The sequence below is a fragment of the Luteimonas suaedae genome (assembly GCF_008312895.1).
Taxonomy (GTDB): domain Bacteria; phylum Pseudomonadota; class Gammaproteobacteria; order Xanthomonadales; family Xanthomonadaceae; genus Luteimonas; species Luteimonas suaedae.
Genome location: NZ_VSSP01000001.1, coordinates 323,675 through 342,844, shown reverse-complemented (window position 1 = coordinate 342,844; position 19,170 = coordinate 323,675). Strand labels below are relative to the sequence as shown.

General features: G+C 70.0%; 13 protein-coding genes. 10 read left to right on the top strand and 3 right to left on the bottom strand.

Annotated elements, in window-relative coordinates:
- The first annotated feature begins 142 nt into the window (after nt 1–142).
- A complete protein-coding gene (locus FXO19_RS01525) occupies nt 143–1,357 on the top strand; it encodes an ATP-binding protein (RefSeq protein WP_149193286.1) in 1,215 nt (404 codons plus the stop codon).
- Nucleotides 1,354–1,893, top strand: coding sequence for a response regulator transcription factor (locus tag FXO19_RS01520; protein ID WP_255516227.1), 540 nt, complete (start codon nt 1,354–1,356; stop codon nt 1,891–1,893). Before FXO19_RS01525 ends, FXO19_RS01520 begins: the two co-directional genes overlap by 4 nt.
- A gap of 300 nt (nt 1,894–2,193) precedes the next feature.
- Here FXO19_RS01520 and FXO19_RS01515 read toward each other — a convergent pair whose 3' ends face one another.
- A complete protein-coding gene (locus tag FXO19_RS01515) occupies nt 2,194–2,712 on the bottom strand; it encodes a copper chaperone PCu(A)C (RefSeq protein WP_255516225.1) in 519 nt (172 codons plus the stop codon).
- Between the two features lie 243 nt (nt 2,713–2,955).
- Here FXO19_RS01515 and xseA point away from each other — a divergent pair, with 243 nt between their 5' ends.
- The 4 genes from xseA to FXO19_RS01495 all read left to right on the top strand — a co-directional run bounded on the left by xseA (nt 2,956) and on the right by FXO19_RS01495 (nt 10,691).
- Nucleotides 2,956–4,293 (top strand): exodeoxyribonuclease VII large subunit, encoded by a 1,338-nt coding sequence (gene xseA / locus FXO19_RS01510; protein WP_149193284.1) that lies wholly within the window; start codon nt 2,956–2,958, stop codon nt 4,291–4,293.
- Nucleotides 4,294–4,515: 222 nt separating this feature from the next.
- Nucleotides 4,516–6,162, top strand: a complete 1,647-nt coding sequence (locus tag FXO19_RS01505; protein ID WP_149193283.1) for an acetolactate synthase large subunit — start codon at nt 4,516–4,518, stop codon at nt 6,160–6,162.
- Between the two features lie 62 nt (nt 6,163–6,224).
- Entirely contained in the window at nt 6,225–7,703 is a 1,479-nt protein-coding gene (locus tag FXO19_RS01500; protein ID WP_149193282.1) for an aldehyde dehydrogenase family protein, read from the top strand.
- 435 nt (nt 7,704–8,138) lie between these two features.
- Complete coding sequence (locus FXO19_RS01495) at nt 8,139–10,691, top strand: TonB-dependent receptor plug domain-containing protein (protein WP_149193281.1); 2,553 nt, start codon at nt 8,139–8,141, stop codon at nt 10,689–10,691.
- A 261-nt stretch (nt 10,692–10,952) separates the two neighbouring features.
- Here the strand turns inward: FXO19_RS01495 and FXO19_RS01490 are convergent, their stop codons facing one another.
- Nucleotides 10,953–11,735 carry a protein-L-isoaspartate(D-aspartate) O-methyltransferase gene (locus FXO19_RS01490; protein WP_149193280.1) on the bottom strand — a complete coding sequence of 261 codons (783 nt, stop codon included), beginning with the start codon at nt 11,733–11,735 and terminating at the stop codon, nt 10,953–10,955.
- A gap of 148 nt (nt 11,736–11,883) precedes the next feature.
- Nucleotides 11,884–14,748 carry an EAL domain-containing protein gene (locus tag FXO19_RS01485; RefSeq protein ID WP_255516223.1) on the bottom strand — a complete coding sequence of 955 codons (2,865 nt, stop codon included), beginning with the start codon at nt 14,746–14,748 and terminating at the stop codon, nt 11,884–11,886.
- Between the two features lie 104 nt (nt 14,749–14,852).
- On the opposite strand from FXO19_RS01485, the gene FXO19_RS01480 reads away from it, so the two are divergent.
- From FXO19_RS01480 to FXO19_RS01465, 4 genes are all read left to right on the top strand, one after another.
- The gene (locus FXO19_RS01480; protein ID WP_149193278.1) at nt 14,853–15,515 is read left to right on the top strand and encodes an RNA polymerase sigma factor; all 663 of its coding nucleotides are present in this window, start codon (nt 14,853–14,855) and stop codon (nt 15,513–15,515) included.
- Nucleotides 15,512–16,543: a hypothetical protein gene (locus tag FXO19_RS01475; protein ID WP_149193277.1), complete on the top strand. Its 1,032-nt coding sequence runs from the start codon at nt 15,512–15,514 to the stop codon at nt 16,541–16,543. The genes FXO19_RS01480 and FXO19_RS01475 overlap by 4 nt, the downstream gene beginning before the upstream one ends.
- Entirely contained in the window at nt 16,540–17,130 is a 591-nt protein-coding gene (locus FXO19_RS01470; protein ID WP_149193276.1) for an IMPACT family protein, read from the top strand. The genes FXO19_RS01475 and FXO19_RS01470 overlap by 4 nt, the downstream gene beginning before the upstream one ends.
- Before the next feature lie 307 nt (nt 17,131–17,437).
- Nucleotides 17,438–19,162 carry an ABC transporter transmembrane domain-containing protein gene (locus FXO19_RS01465; RefSeq protein ID WP_425481432.1) on the top strand — a complete coding sequence of 575 codons (1,725 nt, stop codon included), beginning with the start codon at nt 17,438–17,440 and terminating at the stop codon, nt 19,160–19,162.
- The last annotated feature ends 8 nt before the right edge of the window (nt 19,163–19,170 follow it).

Here is a 19,170-nt window from a genome sequence, read left to right as displayed (position 1 = left end):
TTCCATTGCCCCCCAGGGGATAAACACCGTCACTGGCTTGTCGCCCTCGTGGCGATGGGAATCGCAACGGCCCGGCGACGGCATGTGCCGGGCGCCACCCCGCAACGAAGGCTTGCCACGTCGGCTGGGTAACATATCGGCCATGCAGCCCGCGGCCACCCCATTCCTGAAGACCCTGTGCGGACTGCGCTGGGTGGCGATCGCGACCCAGGCATCGACCCTGTTGGTGGTCGCGCTGGCGCTGGACATGGCATTGCCGTGGAGCCGCCTGTGGGGCGCGGTGCTGCTGTTGGCCGCATTCAACCTGTACGCGCAGTGGCGCTGCGCGCGTACCAGGCCCGCGTCGGCCGCCGAGGCGTTCGCGCACCTGCTGGTCGACATCGGCGTGCTGACCTGGATCATCGGCTGGACCGGCGGCATCGCCAATCCGTTCGGCTCGTTGTTCCTGCTGCCGATCGCACTGACCGCGCTGGCGCTGCCACCGCGCTGGACGCTCGCCACCGCGGCCGCCTGCATGGCCGGCTATGCGCTGGCGGCCGCGCTCGGCCAGCCGCTGCCGCACGTCTCCGGCAGCGACTTCGACCTGCACCTGTGGGGCATGGCGGCGAACTTCGTGCTGTCGGTGGCGGTGGTGCTGTTCTTCTCCACCCGCCTGGTCGCCGCGCGCGACAGCCGCGAGCGGGAACTGGCGACGATGCGCGAACGTTTCGCCCGTGACGAGGGCATCCTCGCCCTGGCCACGCACGCCGCCGCAGTCGCGCACGAACTCAATACCCCGCTGGGCACGCTGACGCTGCTGGTCGACGAACTCGATGCGCAGCCACTGCCGCCCAGCGCCGGCGAGGACCTCGCCGGCATGCGTGAACTGCTCGAGGTGTGCCGACGGCGCGTGCGCGAGCTGGCCAGCCCGGCGGATCCGGAGACCGCCTCCGATATCGACCTCGAGCGCGTGCTGGCGCAATGGCAGCTGGTGCGTCCGGGCGTCGAACTGAACCGCTCCGGCACCGGGCCGCGCGGGCTGGCAATCGACCGCGGCATCGGGCACCTGTTGCTGGCGCTGCTCAACAACGCCGCCGACGCCAGCGAAGCCAACGGCGGGCACCGCGTCGACCTGCGCATCGAGGCCGACGCGCGGCGGCTGCGCGGCGAGATCCGCGATTACGGCAAGGGATTCTCCGGCCACGCATTGCTGCCGGCGCTGTTCCGCAGCGACAAGCCGGACGGGCTGGGCATGGGCCTGGCGCTGTCGCACGCCACCGTCGAGCGGCTCGGCGGTACGCTGTCGATCGCCTCGGCCGCCGACGGTGCGCGCGTCAGTTTCGAAGTGCCGCTGCCGGATGCTGGAGAACCATCGTGAAGGGCCTGCTGGTCGACGACGACGCCCTGTACCTGCGCACGCTGCAGCGCGCACTGCAGCGCCATGGGCTCGATTGCGTCACCGCATCCGACATCGAAGGCGCACTCGCGCTCGCCCGCCGCGAGCGCCCCGCCTTCGCGCTGCTCGATCTGAAGCTCGGCGCCGAGTCCGGCCTGTCACTGATCGAACCGTTGCGCGCGATCGACCCGCAGATGCGCATCCTGCTGGTGACCGGCTACGCCAGCGTCGCCACCGCGGTCGAGGCGATCAAGCGCGGCGCCGACGACTACCTGCCCAAGCCGGTCACCGCCGATGCGCTGCTGCGGGCGCTGCGCGGCGAGCCGGCCACGGCGCTGCCTGACGACGCTGGCATGATCCCGCTGCGCCGGCTGCAGTGGGAACACATTCAGCAGGCGCTGCACGAAACCGACGGCAACGTTTCCGCCGCCGCGCGCCTGCTCGGCATGCACCGGCGCTCGCTGCAGCGCAAGCTGGCCAAGCGGCCGGGACCGGAGCGCGGCGGCGGGGAAGGTTGAGCCGTCTGTCGTGAGCCTTGGCCCAACGCTTTGATCGTGATCGGCAAACCGCAAGTCCTGGACGAGACTGGGAGCCGGCGGACCATGGAGCGCAGGCGCAACCCTGACATCCCGTCATCCCAACGCAAGCTGGGATCCATTTTGCCATTCCCTCTCCGGTTCGGAACAACGGGCAAACATTTGGGACCACGGCAGAATCAAGATGGATCCCAGCTTGCGCTGGGATGACGAACAAAAGCCGCTGCGTTCTTTCCACGCACGATTCACGTCATGCAGGTCACTCCCTGCAGCCGACGTCACTCACTCCTCGCCGCCCGCCGTACGCACCCGAAACACCACCTCCTGCGCCGGCGCATGCGCGAAACGCAAGGTCGCCGGCACCTCGTCGCCCGCCGCGAACGGCCGCGCCGGCTCGATGAACATCAGGTGGTAGCCGCCCGGCGCGAGCGCAGTGCGCTCGCCCGCCGGCAGCGGCAGGCCGTCGTCGAGGTGGCGCATGCGCATCATGCCGTCATCGTGCCGCATCTCGTGGATCTCGACACGCGCGGCATGTTCACTTTCCACGGCGAGCAGGCGGTCGTCCGAGTCACCGCCGTTGGCGATCGTCAGGTATCCACCAGCGACGCGGCCGCCCGCGGGCACCTCGCGGACCCAGGCATCGGACGCGACCACGCCGGGCGGCAGCGTCTGCGCGGCTTCCGTCGCTTCGGCCCGCTCCGGTCCGGCGGTTTCGTCCTCGGGTGCGGCCGTCCCGGACGGCTGGCTGCAGCCAGCGAGTACGACGAGCAACGTGGCGAGGCTGGTGGCGAGCATTTTCATCGGTCGAACTCCGGTGGCAAACGCGCAAGGCATCCGCATTCTATGCGGCGATGCGACACAGGCGCCGGACGATGCGGCCGAGGACGCCGCGTCTGCCGGTATTCCTGCCGCGGCGTCGATTCCGGCGCCCCGACATTCCAGCAGTCACCGGCAGCATGCGGAATGCGACCGTTTGTCGCACCCGCGCAGCGCCCCGCCCGGCCGGCGCGGGCGGCCACGGCACGACGCGCTATGCTTTCGCCCATGCAGGATGGCCCCGAGATCCTCACCCCCACCCAGCTCAACACGCTGGCGCGCAGCCTGCTCGAGGATGCGTTCCCGGTGGTGCTGGTCGAGGGCGAGCTCGGCAACGTGTCGCGGCCGGCGTCCGGCCATCTCTATTTCACCCTGAAGGATGCGCGCGCGCAGGTGCGCTGCGCATTGTTCAAGCCCAAGAGCACCTGGCTGCGCTTCCAGCCGCGCGAAGGCCTGAAGGTGGTGGCGCGCGGGCGGCTGACCCTGTACGAGGCACGCGGCGACTACCAGCTGATCCTCGACTCGCTGGAGGAGGCCGGCGAAGGCGCGCTGCGGCGCGCGTTCGAGGCGCTGAAGGCGAAGCTGCAGGCCGAAGGCCTGTTCGATGCCGCCCGCAAGCGCCCCCTGCCCGCCCACGTGCGCCGGCTGGGCGTGATCACCTCGCCCAGCGGCGCCGCGGTGCGCGACGTGCTGAGCGTTCTGGCGCGGCGTTACCCGCTGATCGAGGTCGAGATCCTGCCGGTGCCGGTGCAGGGCGAAGGCGCCGCGCCGCAGATCGTGTCGATGCTGCAGCGCGCCGCCGCCGCGAATCGTTACGACGCGCTGCTGCTGACCCGCGGTGGCGGCTCGCTCGAGGACCTATGGGCGTTCAACGACGAGGCCCTCGCGCGTGCGGTGGCCGCCTCGGCGGTGCCGGTGGTGGCCGCGGTCGGGCACGAGACCGATTTCTGCCTGGCCGAATTCGCCGCCGACCTGCGCGCACCGACGCCATCGGCCGCCGCCGAACTGCTGGTGCCCGATCGCGGCGAGCTGCTGGCGCGGTTGCGCACGCTGCAGCGGCGGATGGCCTCGCTCGGCGGGAACCGCCTGCGCCAGGCGGCACAGCGCGCCGACCGCGCGGCATTGCGCCTGCAGGCGCTGCGGCCGCAGGCGCGGTTGCAGGCGCTGCGCCAGCGCCAGCGCGACGCCCTGCGCCGGCTGCTGGCCGCCTGGGCGATCGCGGCCGAGCGTCGCGGCGCCGCCCTGCGTCATGCGCAGTCGCGGCTGCGCGCACAGCACCCGCAACGGCGTCTGCGCGCATTGCGACAACGCCTGGAATCGCTGCAGCCACGGCTGGCCGCGGCGTTGCCGCGTCGCCTCCACGGCGAGACGCTGCGCCTGCGCGGCGCGGCCCGCGCACTGGAGGCGGTAAGCCCGCTGGCGACCGTGGCGCGCGGCTATGCCATCCTCCAGCAACACGACGGAAGCGTGGTGCGCAGCGTTCATCAGGCCGCCGTCGGCGATCACCTCGACGCCCGCCTCGGCGACGGACAGTTGCGCGTGCGGGTCGAATCGCGCGACGACTGAGGCGTAACATCACGCCATGCCTGCGCTGCCGTCGCTAGCCTGCTCTTCTGCTTCTGCTCCCAAGACACCGCTCGCGAAGTTCGCAGCGGCCTTCCGATGCGGTTTCGAGTCGCTTCCCGATACTCGCTTGGTCGAAACCGCATCGGAAGGCCGCCCCCGCGCATCCGCACGGCAGTACCGGCCGGCTCGTGCCTCCACTCGAATCCATAGTGTGACCACCACATGACCAAAGCCTCCGACCTGTTCGTCGCCGCCCTCGAAGCCGAAGGCGTGGAGTACGTGTTCGGCATTCCCGGCGAGGAGAACCTCGACTTGCTCGAATCGCTGCGCGACTCGACGATCGAACTGGTGCTGACCCGGCACGAGCAAGCCGCCGGCTTCATGGCCGCGACCTACGGACGGCTCACCGGCAAGGCCGGCGTCTGCCTGTCCACGCTCGGGCCGGGCGCCACCAACCTGGTCACCGCCGCGGCCTACGCGCAGCTCGGCGCCATGCCGATGCTGATGATCACCGGGCAGAAGCCCATCCGCACCAGCAAGCAGGGCCACTTCCAGATCGTCGACGTGGTCGATACGTTGCGACCGCTGACCAAGTACACGCGGCAACTGGTCTCCGCCGACAGCATCCCCGGCCGGTTGCGCGAGGCGGTCCGCCGCGCCGAGCAGGAACGCCCAGGCGCCACCCACCTGGAACTGCCGCAGGACATCGCCGGCGACGACACCGACGCCCGGCTGATCCCGCGCTCGCTGTCGCGGCGGCCACTGGCCGAGCACAAGGCCATCGACGCCGCCGCCCATGCCATCGCCAGCGCGAAGCATCCGCTGTTGATGCTCGGCGCCGGCGCCAACCGCAAGACCACCGCCAAGATGCTCTGCACCTTCATCGACAAGCTGAAGATCCCGTTCTTCAGCACCCAGATGGGCAAGGGCGTGCTGGACGAGACCGCACCGCTGTGGCTGGGCAACGCGGCGCTGTCGGACCACGATTTCGTGCACCGCGCGATCGACGCCGCCGACTGCATCATCAACATCGGCCACGACGTGATCGAGAAGCCACCGTTCTTCATGCGCGAGGGCCGGCGCACGGTGATCCACGTCAACTACGACGGCGCCGAGGTCGACCCGGTGTACTTCCCGCAGATCGAGGTGGTCGGCGACATCGCCAACGCGGTCTGGCAGCTGACCGAGGCGCTGGAGCCGCAACCGCACTGGGATTTCGCCTTCTTCGAACGCGTGCGCACGGCGATGCTCGAACACCTTGGAGACCGCGCCGACGACGACCGCTTCCCGATGGCCTCGCAGCGCATCGTCGCCGACGTCGCCGCGGCGCTCGGGCCCGAGGACATCGTCTGCCTCGACAACGGCCTGTACAAGATCTGGTTCGCGCGCAACTTCCGCTGCCGCAGGCCGAACACGCTGCTGCTCGACAACGCGCTGGCGACCATGGGCGCCGGGTTGCCGTCGGCGATCGCCGCGCGCATCGTGCACCCGGACCGCAAGGTCGTCGCGGTCTGCGGCGACGGCGGCTTCATGATGAACTCGCAGGAACTCGAGACCGCGGTGCGCCTGGGCATCGACCTGACCGTGCTGGTGCTGCGCGACGACGCCTACGGCATGATCAAGTGGAAGCAGAAGCACGAGAACTACCCCAACTTCGGCATGGACCTGGGCAATCCGGACTTCGTGAAGTACGCCGAGGCCTACGGCGCGCGTGGCCATCGTCCGCGCTCGGCCGATGAATTCCTGCCGCTGCTGCGCACGGCGCTGGATACCCCGGGCATCGACCTGATCGACGTGCCGCTGGACTACGGCGACGACGATCGCATCCTCAACCAGGACATCCCCCGCCTCAGCGCCGCGGTGCGATGACCGCCCACTCACGCCGCGGCGCCTAACCTGCGCTGCATCGATCACCGTATCGGGAACCGCCAATGGCAAAGACCGCCAAAGCCGCCAAGCAAGCGAAATCCGGGAAGCGTGGCGAGCTCGCCCGCAGTTATCCGTACTACCTGGCGAACCGCCCGGTCGCGGCCAATACCGACCTGGAAGTGCGCGACAAGTATTCCGGCAGGATCGCCACCCGCACCGCCTTCGGCGACGCGGCCACGATCCGCAAGGCGATCGTGGCCGCGCACAAGGCGAGCGAGGCGATGGCCGCATTTCCGCCCGACAAGCGCCGCGACGTGCTGGAGCACTGCGTGCGCCGCTTCGAAGAGCGCTTCGAGGAGTTGGCGCTCGCCCTGTGCATCGAGGCCGGCAAGCCGATCGCCGACTCGCGCGGCGAGGTCACGCGCCTGATCGACACCTTCCGCATCGCCGCCGGCGAGGCCACCCGCATCGACGGTGAGGTGATCGAGCTGCAGATCTCCGAACGCACGCGCGGCTACCGCGGCATGGTCAAGCGGGTGCCGATCGGTGTGTGCAGCTTCATCACGCCGTTCAACTTCCCGCTCAACCTGGTCGCACACAAGGTGGCGCCGGCGATTGCCGCCGGCTGCCCGTTCGTGCTCAAGCCGGCGGCCAAGACCCCGGTCGGCGCGCTGATCATCGGCGAGGTGCTGGCCGAGACCGACCTGCCCAGGGGCGCGTTCTCGGTGGTGCCGTGCAGCAACGAGGACGCCGCCGCGCTGACCGAGGACGAGCGCATCGCCCTGCTCAGCTTCACCGGTGGTCTGGTCGGCTGGGAGCTCAAGGCCCGCGCCGGGCGCAAGAAAGTGATCCTGGAGCTCGGCGGCAACGCCGCCTGCATCGTCGACGCCGATCCCGGCGCCGACCTCGACCATGTCGTCGACCGGCTGGTGTTCGGCGCCTACTACCAGTCCGGCCAGAGCTGCATCAGCGTGCAGCACATCCTGGTCCACCGCGACCTCTACGAGCGCGTGCGCAGGAAGCTTAAGGCCAAGGTGTCCGCGCTGCGCATGGGCGATCCGCGCGACGAGAAGACCTTCATCGGCCCGGTCATCGACGAGGACGCCGCCAAGCGCATCGAGTCCTGGGTCGACGCCGCGCTCGAGGGCGGCGCCAAGCGCATCGCCGGCGGCAAGCGCAAGGGCAACATGCTGCCCGCCATGCTGCTGGAACAGGTGCCGAAGGACAGCGACCTGTACCGGCAGGAGGTCTTCGGCCCGGTCGCCTGCCTGCAGCCGTTCGACGATTTCGAGGAGGCGCTGGCCACCGTCAACGCCAGCGATTTCGGCCTGCAGGCGGGGGTGTTCACCGGCAGCCTCGCCCACGCCATGCGCGCCTGGGACGCACTCGAGGTCGGCGGCGTGATCGTCGGCGACGTGCCCAGCTTCCGCGTCGACAACATGCCCTACGGCGGCATCAAGCAGTCCGGCCTCGGCCGCGAGGGCGTGCGCTACGCGATCGAGGACATGACCGAGCAGCGGCTGCTGGTGATCCGCTCCTGACGCGGATGCCTCCCCCCCACATTTCCCGGCGCCTGCCTTCCCCCTTTGAAAAAGGGGGATTGAGGGGGGCGAAGCGGCACGGCTTGCGCGTCACTGGCGCGCGTGCCGCTGAGCGCCCGCGCCGCTGGCGCGGGCCGGGAATCGCGAAGCGATTTGCTTTGGCTGTGGCTCGACCGGCCGCTCAACGAATCCCCAGCCCCTTTTTAAGAGGGAGTAGCCACAGCCCGTGCCCGCAAGGTCGTGGCTGAAAACGTTCCCATACACAGCGTTTTGCGACGGGGTGCGTAGTTCCTGGACCTGCCACACAAATTCCTTCCCATCGTCTTCGGGACGGTGCTACAAGGCGGACGGCGGTCATAAAAATGTCATTACCGCTCACAGGGGGACAGTGCCGTCGACGGACGGGTTTTTTTACGTTTTCCTGGGGAAACAACCATGTATCGCCGTATCGCACGCCCGAACGGGCAGGTTTCGCGCTCACGCACGCTCCCGCTCCCGCCGCTTCCGCGTCTGCTGCCGACCTCCTGCCTCGCCGCTGCCCTGCTCGCCGCCATCCCGGCCAAGGCCCAGGAGCGGCCCGGCACCGCCGCCGAGCAGCCAGAAGCCACCACGCTCGATACCGTCCAGGTCGTCGGCTCGCGCGTGCGCGGGCGCACCGCCGCCGAGACCGCCGCGCCGGTGGACGTGATCAGCCGCGAACAGCTGGAACGGGCCGGCGTGCAGGAGATCGGCCAGATGCTGCAGGTGCTGGAACCCAGCTTCAACTTCTCGCGCACCTTCGTCAGCGACGGCACCGACATCATCCGCCCGGCCACGCTGCGCGCGCTCGGGCCGGACCAGGTGCTGGTGCTGGTCAACGGCAAGCGCCGCCACCAGCAGGCACTGGTCAACGTGCAGCAGACCATCGGCCGCGGTTCGGCCGGTACCGACATCAACGCCATCCCGATTTCAGCGATCGAGCGCATCGAGGTGCTGCGCGACGGCGCCGCGGCGCAGTACGGCTCGGATGCGATCGCGGGCGTGATCAACATCGTGCTGAAGAACAGCACCGGCGTGACCACCGGCAGCTTCGAGGCCGGCCAGACCTACGAGGGCGACGGCACCATGCTGCACGGCGGCCTCAATACCGGCTTCGCGCTGGGGACCGACGGCTTCCTCAATCTCACTGTCGAGTATCGCGATCGCGAGGAGACCAACCGCGCCGGTCCGGATCGGGCACGTACCGACCCACCACGGGTGACCCAGCGGCTCGGCGACGCCGACGCCAAGGACGCCTACTTCTGGCTCAACGGCGGCCTGCCGGTCGCAGCCGGTGAGCTGTACTGGTTCGGCGGACTTTCGCGCCGGGAAGGCGACTCGTCCGGCTTCTTCCGCAGCGCCGGCGACAACCGCAGCGTGCCGGACCTGTATCCCGAAGGCTTCCTGCCCAACATCATCACCACCGCCGAGGACGCCTCGCTGGCCGCCGGCTACCGTGCGCCGTTGGGCGAGCATTGGGAATGGGACCTGTCGGTCAACCACGGCCGCAGCCGTTTCGAGTTCGACGAGCGCAATTCGGTCAACGTCAGCTGGTGGTACGAGCCGCTGGATCCGGCCGACCCGACCGGGCCGCGCTACAACGAATCGCCCGTCGCGGCCCATACCGGCGCACTCGAGTTCGACCAGACCACGGTCAACCTCGACGTCCGCGGCCCGATCGACTGGGGTTTCGGCAGCGAGCCGCTGTATCTCGCCACCGGCCTGGAGTACCGCCGCGAAGGCTATGCGATCGAGGCCGGCGACCCGGTGTCCTACACCTACGGCCGCACCAACGACCGCAGCATTCCCATCTTCGGCCAGACCGGCGACGTCGCGCAGCCCGGCATCCAGGGCTTTCCCGGATTCTCGCCGAACGAGGCGGTCGATGAGGGCCGCCACAGCTACGCCGCCTATCTCGACGCCGAGTCCCGGTTCGGCGAGAAGCTCCTGCTCGGCGCGGCGGTACGCTACGAGAAGTATTCCGATTTCGGCAACACCACCACCGGCAAGCTCTCGGCGCGCTTCGATGCCACCGACACCTTCGCCGTCCGCGGCACCCTCGCCAGCGGCTTCCGTGCGCCCGGCGTGCAACAGCTGTTCTACGGCCAGCGCTCGACCAACCTCAATGCCGAGGGCGAATTGACCGACACGCTGACCGCCCGCCAGGACAGCGATATCACCCGCACCTTCGGCATCGAACCCTTGAAAGAAGAGGAATCGATCAGCGGCACCCTCGGCATCGCCTGGAAGCCGAACGATCGCTTCGCGCTCACCGTCGACGTATTCCGTATCGACATCGACGACCGCATCATCTTCTCCAGCAACATCCAGCCCGAGAGCACGGGAAATGACGGCGCTCCCTGCGCCCCGGACAATGGCAATTGCCCGATCCGCGCCATTCTCGACCCCATCGGCGTCGGCCAGGTGCTGTTCTTCACCAATGCCATCGACACCCGCACCGAGGGCGTCGACGTGGTCACCGATTTCAATACCGAGGCCGCCGGCGGCATTCTCGAACTGACCGCACTGCTGCACTGGAACCGCACCGAGGTCACCGATCGCCGCTCGCAGTCGGACATCCTGTCGCCGGAGGCGCTGTTCGACGACACCCAGGTGACCCTGGTCGAGGAAGGCCAACCCGGCAACCGCTACATGCTGCAGAGCGTGTACCGCACCGGCGACTGGGACTGGACCCTGCGCGCCAACTATTTCGGCTCGGTTGCCGGCGAGGGCTTCACCCCCGGCGACAAGCAGAAATGGGACGGGCAGACCCTGTTCGACGCCGCCGTCGGCTGGCAGGCGCGCGACAACCTGCGCTTCACCGTCGGCGCCAACAACCTGTTCGACACCTACCCCGACAAGTGGAAGTCGGCGGACTTCCAGGACCTCGGCTTCCTGTACGGCTGGGAGACGTTGCCGTTCGGGATCAACGGCGGCTACTACTACGCCAAGGTGGATTTCCGGTTCTGAGCATGCGCCGCCCGAAGGCGGCAGACGCATTTTCCTTCTCCCTTTGGGGGTAAAGGCGCGTTGCTTGCGAGCCGTTGGCTCGCGCTCGCCTGCACGCCTTTTCGCCCTGCGCAAGGGCCGGGCCGAGGTGGCGCGGAGGATGGGCGGCGGTCATCGCGGACGATGACGGTGGGCCAAGGCCCACCCTATGCGGGGTATAGGGTGGGCTTGGCCCACCGAAGCGGCGGCGTTCCGCCCGGCGTCGCGAGCCTCAGCTCCACCTCAACCGCCATCGTCTCCGGTCATCGGCACGAACCGCACCGGCGCGATGCGGCGGTCGCGCAACTCGCCGCTCGCCGTCTTCTCGATCAGCCGCAGCTCCTGCAGCGCATGCACCGGGCCCACCGGGATCACCATGCGTCCGCCGGGCTTCAACTGATCGATCAGCGCCTGCGGCACCCGTTCCGGCGCCGCCGTCACGATGATCGCGTCGAACGGGGCATGCTCCGGCCAACCGGCGTAGCCGTCGCCGGCGCGCACCGTCACGTTGTCGTATCCGAGTTCCTTCAGCATCGCCTCCGCCCGGCGCGCCAGCGGTTCGACGATCTCGATGCTGTAGACCTCCGCCACCAGCCCCGACAGCACCGCGGCCTGGTAGCCCGAGCCGGTGCCGATCTCCAGCACACGATCGCCCCGCTTAGGTTGCAGCAGTTCGGTCATTGTCGCCACGATGTATGGCTGCGAGATGGTCTGGCCGTGGCCGATCGGCAACGGATGGTCGCGATAGGCCTGCGCCGCCCGCTCCGGCGGCACGAAGCGATGCCGCGGCACCGCACGCATGGCCTCGAGCACACGCGCGTCGCGCACGCCGCGCGCCTCGATCTGCCGTTCGACCATCCGCATGCGCTGCGCCGCGGCATCGTCGTCATCGACGCGCGAATCCTGCTGCGCCGTGGCCGCAACCGGGCCGAACACCAGTGCGATTCCCAGCAGGCGCAGTAGCCGCCCCAGCCCCGACCACGGGCGCCGGGCATCGCGGGCGGCGGTGACGGAAGACGTCGGCATGGCCGGTCTCCGTGGAATCCCTAGGATGCGTGTCGCAAGGCTGCGCCCGGCACCGTGAAACGGCCGTGACTTCCGGTGATGCCGGCGCCGTGGCTTCGTTCCACCGAACCGCATCGAGGGCGGCGGAACAGGCCCATTGCCGGAAGAATCAGGAGGCGGGACGCGGATGCCCGTACAGGAAGCCCTGGCCGTACTGGCAGCCCAACTCCATCAGCACCTGGCGCTGCTGCTCGGTCTCGACGCCTTCGCCGATGGTCTCAATGCCGAGGGTGCCGGCCAGCGCCAGGATCGCGCGCACCAGCGCCAGGCTTTCGGTCCGGGTCTCGCCGTCGAGGCCGGCGACGAAACTCTGGTCGATCTTCAGCGACTGGATCGGGAACCGGTGCAGGTACGACAGCGCCGAGAAGCCGGTGCCGAAATCGTCCAGCAACGCCAGCACCCCATGCTCGCGCAGGATGTTGAGCATGCGCAGCACGCGCGGCGCGTCGTCGAGCAGCGCCACTTCGGTCAGCTCGATCCGCAGGCGGCCGGGGTCGGCGCCGGCCTCGTCGATCAGCCGCAGCAGCCGCTCGGCGAAGTCGTCGGAATGGAAGTGCCGCGGCGAGACGTTGATCGAGACATAGCCGTGGGGACAGGTGCGGAGCCAGCGCACCACGTGCCGGTACAGCAGCCAGTCCACCTGCTCGATCAGGCCGCTGCCCTCGCCGACGCCGATGAAGTCCGCCGGGACCAGTGGACCGCGCAGTTCGTGGTTCCAGCGCAGCAGCGCCTCGTGCCCGATCACTTCGCCGTCGGACAGGCGCACGATCGGCTGGAAATGCGGCTCGAAGGCGTCGTGCATGATCGCCCGACGCAGGTCGGCCTCCAGGTCGAGCAGTCGTATCGCCTCGGCGCGCATCGCTTCGTCGAACAACGCACTGCGATCGCCGCCGCGCGCCTTGGCGCGATACATCGCCGCGTCGGCATCGCGCAGCAGTTCCTCGCCGTAGCGGTAGCGCGGTTGCCATATCGCAATGCCGATGCTGGCCGCGGGGAACAGCTCGCGCCCGGCGATCCACATCGGCTTGGACAGTTCGACCAGCACCCGCGCGGCGACGGTCTCGGCGAGCGCCGGCGTCGCCACATCCTCGAGCAGGATCGCGAACTCGTCGCCGCCCAGCCGCGCCACGGTGTCCTTGACCGCCAGTGCGTGGCGCACGCGGCGCCCGATTTCGATCAGCATGTCGTCGCCGGCGGCATGGCCGACGCTGTCGTTCACCAGCTTGAAGCGGTCCAGGTCGAGGAACAGCACCGCGAAACGCGCCATTTCCGGCTCGTGCATGCGCGCGATCGAGGCATCGAGCTTCTCCAGCAGGTGCTCGCGGTTGGGCAGGCCGGTGAGTTGGTCGTGGCGCGCCTGATGAATCAGCCGCTGCTCGGCGCGCAGGCGTTCGCCGATCTGCGCACGCAGCTCGCGGTTGGCGTCCTTCAACTCCTGGGTGCGCGCCTCGACCCTGAATTCGAGTTCGGCATGGGCGGTCTTCAGCGACTCCTGCGCACGCTTGCGCGACAACGCGCCGCCGATACGGTGCGCGACGAAGGTCAGCAGCGCCTGGTCGCGCGCGTCGAAGCCGATGTCGTCGGCGTAGCTCTGCACCACGAGCGCGCCGATCACGCTGCCGTCGCGCACCAGCGGCACGCCCAGCCAGCAGTCCGCGCGCGCACCGCGGCTGCGCACGCCGGCCTCCGATTCGAGCCGGTCGATCGCCTCGCGGTCGGCGAGCAGCGGCCGGCCGCTGGTGATGACGAACTCTGTCAGCCCCTTACCGGTCCTGCGCGGTTGCCGCACCGGATCGCGTTCGTCGACGGAATAAGGGAACTCGATACGCTCGCCGTCGGCGCCAAGCATCGCGATGTAGAAGTTCGCCGCGTACAGCAGCCCGCCGACCACCTCGTGCACGTCGGCGTAGAAGCGCTCCAGGCTGCCGGCGGTCACCGACATCTCGCTGATCCGGAACAATGCCCGCTGCAGCCGCTCGGTGCGCTGCCGTTCCTCCACTTCCGCCTGCAGGACCTGGTTGGCGCGCTGCAGTTCCAGCGTGCGTTCGTCGACGCGGCGTTCGAGCTCCGCCTGCGCGTGCTTGCGGTCCAGCGCGGTGAGGATGTGCTGGGCCACGTACTCGAGCAGCACGCGGTCCTCCTGGCTGTAGCTCTCGGCGCGATCGTAGTTCTGCACCACGATCGCACCGCAGACGCGGCTGTCGCGGCGCATCGGCACGCCCAGCCAGTCGGCGCTGTCGGGGCCATGCACCGGATCGCGCGGAACGCCGAGTTCGCCACGGATCCGCGCCGAAGGCCCCATCATCGGCCGGCCATGGCGCAGCAGCGCCACGGTGATGCTGTTGGGCATCTCGTCCAGCGCCAGGTCGCGCTCGGGATCGGGACGCCAGGGGTCGTTCTGGTCGGCAAAGTACAGGAAGCGGATGGTCCCGCGCGCATCGTCATGCAGCACGATGTAGAAGTTCTCGGCCGACATCAGCGCCGCGACCACGCGGTGGATCCGCGCCAGCATCTCGCGCATCTCCAGCGACGAACCGGACAGGTCGGCGATCTCGTACAGCGCCTGCTGCAGGCGTTCCGATTTCTGCAACGAGCGCACCTGGGCACGCGACAGTTCCGACTGCATCACGGCAGCGATCATCCGTGTCGCCAGCCTGCACCAGGTCGGCGCGGCGATCGCGACCGCCGGATCGACCGCCACGAACACCCGGGTGTCGCCCTGCTCCCACGGCAGGTCTGCGGTTCGCGCCGGAATGCCGGCGGTCACGCCGGCCAGGCCTTCGGCGGCGCGCGCCAGCAGCGCCTCGCCGGCCGTTTCGGTCGCGGCGGCGCCGCTGCCCAGGCGCGGGTCGCGCCAGCACACCGCCAACGCCGAACCCGCCGGCAACAGGCCGCCCAGCAATTCGACCAGCGCCTCCGGACCGGCCGCGGGCACTGCTGCCGCGGCCAGCAACCGTTGCCCAATTCCGTCCACACCTGCTCCGTCGCGGTCCGATCCCCTGGCGCCAGCATAACGGCAGAACCCGCCGGCGCAGGCAGTTTCGACCCCGAACGGCCGTGCCGGCCGTTGGCCGCTGCATGACGCATGCACCCTGCTTCCGGCACGCCCGCATCCCATGCCTGCCGCGGACGGGCTTCACCTGCCTGCCGCCAGCGCTTAACCTGCCGGCGGTGAACGACGCCGCCCGCCAGGATCAAGAGGAAACCAGCGACGAAGCGCTGATGCTGGCCTGGGCCGGCGGCGACGCCGTGGCGTTCGAGCACTTGTACGCGCGCCATCGCACCCGGCTGTATCGGTTTTTGCTGCGGCAGCTGCGCGATGCCGCCCTGGTCGACGAGGCCTTCCAGGACACCTGGCAGCGCGTGATCGCGGCGCGCACGCGCTGGAAGCCGGAAGCACAGTTCGCCACCTGGCTGTACCGGATCGCCCGCAACCGCCTCAACGATCACTGGCGCGCGCAGCGGCACCGCCCGCCGGCGCCGGACGATGCCGATGCCCGGGTGGCGCGTGTACCGGACGACGACACCCCGGAGCGTAGCCTGTCAGAGTTCGAGCAGCGGCGGCGACTGCAACTGGCACTGGACGAGCTGCCCGAAGAGCAGCGCGAGGTGATCATGCTGCGGCTGGAGCAGGAATTGAGCCTGGAGGAAATCGGCGCGATCACCGGCGTCGGCCGCGAGACTGTGAAGTCGCGGCTGCGCTACGCGATGGAAAAACTGCGGGCAGGACTCGGCGCATGACCCACGATCGCGACCCACTGACCCCGGAGGAACGCGCACTCGCCGAGCGGCTGGCGCGGACCTCGCCGCGCGCGGAGCCGTCGCCGGCGCTGGACGCGCGGATCCTGGCGGCGGCGCGCGCAGCGGCGACGGAAACAACGACGGTCACGGCGCGACCGCGCCGCCGCCGCTGGCCCGCGACGCTCGGGATCGCCGCCTCGCTGGCACTGGCCGTGGGTATCGCCTGGCAGTTGCGGCCGCTTCCGCAACAGGTGCCACCGCCGGCTTCCGAGGCACCGGTGTCGGTTGCCCCTCCGTCGCGCCCGGCCGAATCCGCCGCGCAAGCGATCACGGACGTGCCGGCAACCCCTGCCGATGCGCGCGACGCGTCCGCGCGGCGACCGGTCGCCGCGCAACAGGCCGCTCCGGAACGCGGGCTCGCGCCACCGCAGCAGCCCCGATCGCAGCCGGCATCCGAGGGCGCCAGCGTTGGGATGGAGGCGGATACCGCCCCTGTCCGCAAAACCGCGCCGCAGGCGACGGAAGCCGCCCAGGCGAAGGCACAGGCGGACGAGGCCAGTCGCCGCACCAGAGAACGGCAGCACGAATCCGCGATCGTGTTGGATGCGCCGGTGCCGGCGCCCGCCCCGGCCCCGCTGCCGCCCGCCGAGCCGGCGTTCGTGCCATCGCCACCGCCGGTCGAGACCGCGATCGGCCGCCGAAGCGTGCAACAGCGTGCGGCCGCGCAAGCGGATGCGGTCGCGCGGCCGCAACGTGATGCGCGCGAACGCACCGAGGTCACCGGCGCCCCCCTGCCTGCGGCGTCCTCCGCGGGCGCGGAACGGGATCCGTTCCTCGATCAGCCGCTCGACGACCGGCCGCCGGCCACCGCGGACTCGCCGGAAGTGCACAAGGCCTGGCTGGCGCGCATCCGCGAACTGCATGCGGATGGCGAACACGAGGCCGCGCGCGAAAGCCTGCGCGAGTTCCATCGCCGCCATCCTGAGGTCGAACTGCCCGAGGACCTGTCCGGGCTGCTCGAGGAATGAGCCTGGATACGCTCGCCGCCCCCGCCTCGCACGCGATCGAGGTCAGGCACAGCCGTTTCCAGGCAAGGGCGACCGCCGTCGAGACCGTCGCGGCCGCGCAGGCCTGGCTGCAGGAGGTCGCGATCGCCAATGCGAACCACAACTGCTGGGCCTGGCGCATCGGCGGCGATTACCGCTCCAGCGACGATGGCGAGCCCGCCGGCACTGCCGGACGGCCAATCCTGTCCGTCATCGATGGCCAGGGCTTCGACCGGGTAGCGGTGGTGGTCACGCGCTGGTTCGGCGGCATCAAGCTGGGGGCCGGAGGACTGGTGCGCGCCTACGGCGGTGCGGCGGCCGAGTGCCTGCGCCTGGCCGAACGCCTGCCGCTGGTGGCGCGGGTGGAACTCGTCCTGCACGCGGGCTTCGACGACCTCGGGGCGGTCCACACCGCGCTGGAGGCGTTCGCCGCGGAAAAGCTCGACGAGACCTTCGCTGCCGAAGGCGCGCGGTTTCGCCTGCGCCTGCCCGAACTGCGCGCCGACGACTTGAAGACGCATCTGCGCGACGCCACCCGCGACCGCGTGCGCTTCGACGGCGACGCTTGACCGGGGCGATCCGCTGCCGCGCCCTTTCCCGGCGGCGGCGTCGCGACTTCCCGGCGGCAGCATGCTGCCGCCACTCCCAGGAAATCGCGGGCGTCCATCGGACCTGGAATGACATCGCCACCGTGGGAGCGATGGAAGTCGTGACCGCGCGTCTCCGTCGGCGCCGCACTGTCGGTCACGGGCCTGTCCCCGTAAGCTCGCACGCTCCATCCGTTCCAGGCGCAGGACGCGTCCTCCGATCATGACCGACACTCCCGACACCGCTCCCGGGCGGGAAGCCACGGCTCCATCCGGCACCAAGGCGCCGATCGGCACCCTGCGCACGCTGTGGCCGTTCGTGCTGCGCCAGCGCGGCCTGCTCGTCGCCTGGCTGCTGGCGTTGGCGGCCTCGTCCGCGGCCACGCTCAGCCTGCCGGTGGCGGTGCGGATGATGATCGACCGCGGCTTCAGCAGCGGCAGCAACATCGACGCCGCGTTCGCGCTGCTGTTCCTGGTGGCGGTGGCGCTGGCGGTCGCCACCGCGGCGCGGTTCTTCTTCGTTTCGCTGCTGGGCGAACGCGTGATCGCCGACCTGCGCACCCGCCTGTACGCCCACCTGGTCGGCCTCGACCAGGCGTTCTACGAGCGGACCCGCAGCGGCGAGCTGGTCTCGCGCCTGTCCGCCGACACCGAACTGCTGCGCAGCGTGGTCGGGTCCGGCATGTCGGTGGCGCTGCGCAGCGTGGTGATGGTGCTCGGCAGCATGACGATGCTGGTGGTCACCAGCCCGCGCCTGGCGGCCTACACCCTGATCGGCATTCCGGTGTTCGTGCTGCCGCTGGTGCTCGGCGGGCGCCGGCTGCAGAAGATCTCGCGCAGCGCGCAGGATCGCGTCGCCGACGCCAACACGCTGGCCGCCGAGACCCTCGGCGCGATCCGCACCGTGCAGGCGCATGCGCGCGAAGCCTGGGAACAGAGCCGCTTCGCCGAGGCCGTGGCGCGCTCGGTGGCGACCGCGCGCAAACGCATCGGCGTGCAGGCGATCGTCACCGCGGTGGCGATTACCGCGATCTTCGGCGCGATCACCATCGTGCTGTGGTCGGGCGCGCACGACGTCGCCGCCGGCACGTTGAGCCCGGGCACGCTGGGCCAGTTCGTGCTGTACGCGCTGCTCGGCGGCGGCTCGGTCGGCGCCCTGGCCGAGGTCTGGAACGAGCTGCAGCGCGCGGCCGGCGGCATGGGCCGGATCAACGAGCTGCTGGTCGAGACCTCGACGCTGCAGGCGCCCGAACACGCACAAGCATTGCCGACCCGGGTGCGCGGCGAACTGCAATTCGACCAGGTGACCTTCCACTATCCTGCGCGCGCCGACGCACCGGCGCTGGAGGATTTCTCGCTGCACGTGCAGCCCGGCGAGACCGTCGCCCTGGTCGGGCCCTCCGGCGCCGGCAAGAGCACGGTGTTCGCGCTGCTGCTGCGCTTCCATGATCCGCAGGCCGGCGCGATACGTGTCGACGGCGTCGACGTGCGCGCGCTCGACCCCGTCGCCCTGCGGGAACACATCGCGCTGGTGCCGCAGCAGCCGACGATCTTCGCCGCCAGCGCCCGCGACAACATCCGCTACGGCCGGCTGGAGGCGAGCGATGCCGAGGTCGAGGCCGCGGCGGCATCCGCCGAGGCGCACGCCTTCATCGCCGCCCTGCCCCAGGGCTACGACGAGCAGCTGGGCGAGCGCGGCGCGCGCCTGTCCGGCGGCCAGCAGCAGCGCGTGGTCATCGCCCGGGCGCTGCTGCGTGATGCGCCGATCCTGCTGCTCGACGAGGCCACCTCGGCGCTCGACGCGCAGAGCGAACGCGCGGTGCAGCACGCGCTGGAGAACCTGATGCAGGGCCGCACCACCCTGGTCATCGCCCATCGCCTGGCCACTGTGCTCAAGGCCGACCGCATCGTGGTGATGGACCAGGGCCGCATCGTCGCCGAGGGCACCCACGAGGAGCTGCTGGCGCAGGGCGGCCTGTACGCGGATCTGGCGCGGCTGCAGTTTCTCGGCTGAGGCGCCGA

What these genes read in the sequence shown, in the direction of transcription:
- FXO19_RS01525 (WP_149193286.1), top strand. Translation starts at nt 143, where the DNA reads ATGCAGCCCGCGGCCACCCCATTCCTGAAGACCCTGTGCGGACTGCGC.
- FXO19_RS01515 (WP_255516225.1), bottom strand. Translation starts at nt 2,712, where the DNA reads ATGAAAATGCTCGCCACCAGCCTCGCCACGTTGCTCGTCGTACTCGCT.
- xseA (WP_149193284.1), top strand. Translation starts at nt 2,956, where the DNA reads ATGCAGGATGGCCCCGAGATCCTCACCCCCACCCAGCTCAACACGCTG.
- FXO19_RS01505 (WP_149193283.1), top strand. Translation starts at nt 4,516, where the DNA reads ATGACCAAAGCCTCCGACCTGTTCGTCGCCGCCCTCGAAGCCGAAGGC.
- FXO19_RS01500 (WP_149193282.1), top strand. Translation starts at nt 6,225, where the DNA reads ATGGCAAAGACCGCCAAAGCCGCCAAGCAAGCGAAATCCGGGAAGCGT.
- FXO19_RS01495 (WP_149193281.1), top strand. Translation starts at nt 8,139, where the DNA reads ATGTATCGCCGTATCGCACGCCCGAACGGGCAGGTTTCGCGCTCACGC.
- FXO19_RS01490 (WP_149193280.1), bottom strand. Translation starts at nt 11,735, where the DNA reads ATGCCGACGTCTTCCGTCACCGCCGCCCGCGATGCCCGGCGCCCGTGG.
- FXO19_RS01480 (WP_149193278.1), top strand. Translation starts at nt 14,853, where the DNA reads ATGACGCATGCACCCTGCTTCCGGCACGCCCGCATCCCATGCCTGCCG.
- FXO19_RS01475 (WP_149193277.1), top strand. Translation starts at nt 15,512, where the DNA reads ATGACCCACGATCGCGACCCACTGACCCCGGAGGAACGCGCACTCGCC.
- FXO19_RS01470 (WP_149193276.1), top strand. Translation starts at nt 16,540, where the DNA reads ATGAGCCTGGATACGCTCGCCGCCCCCGCCTCGCACGCGATCGAGGTC.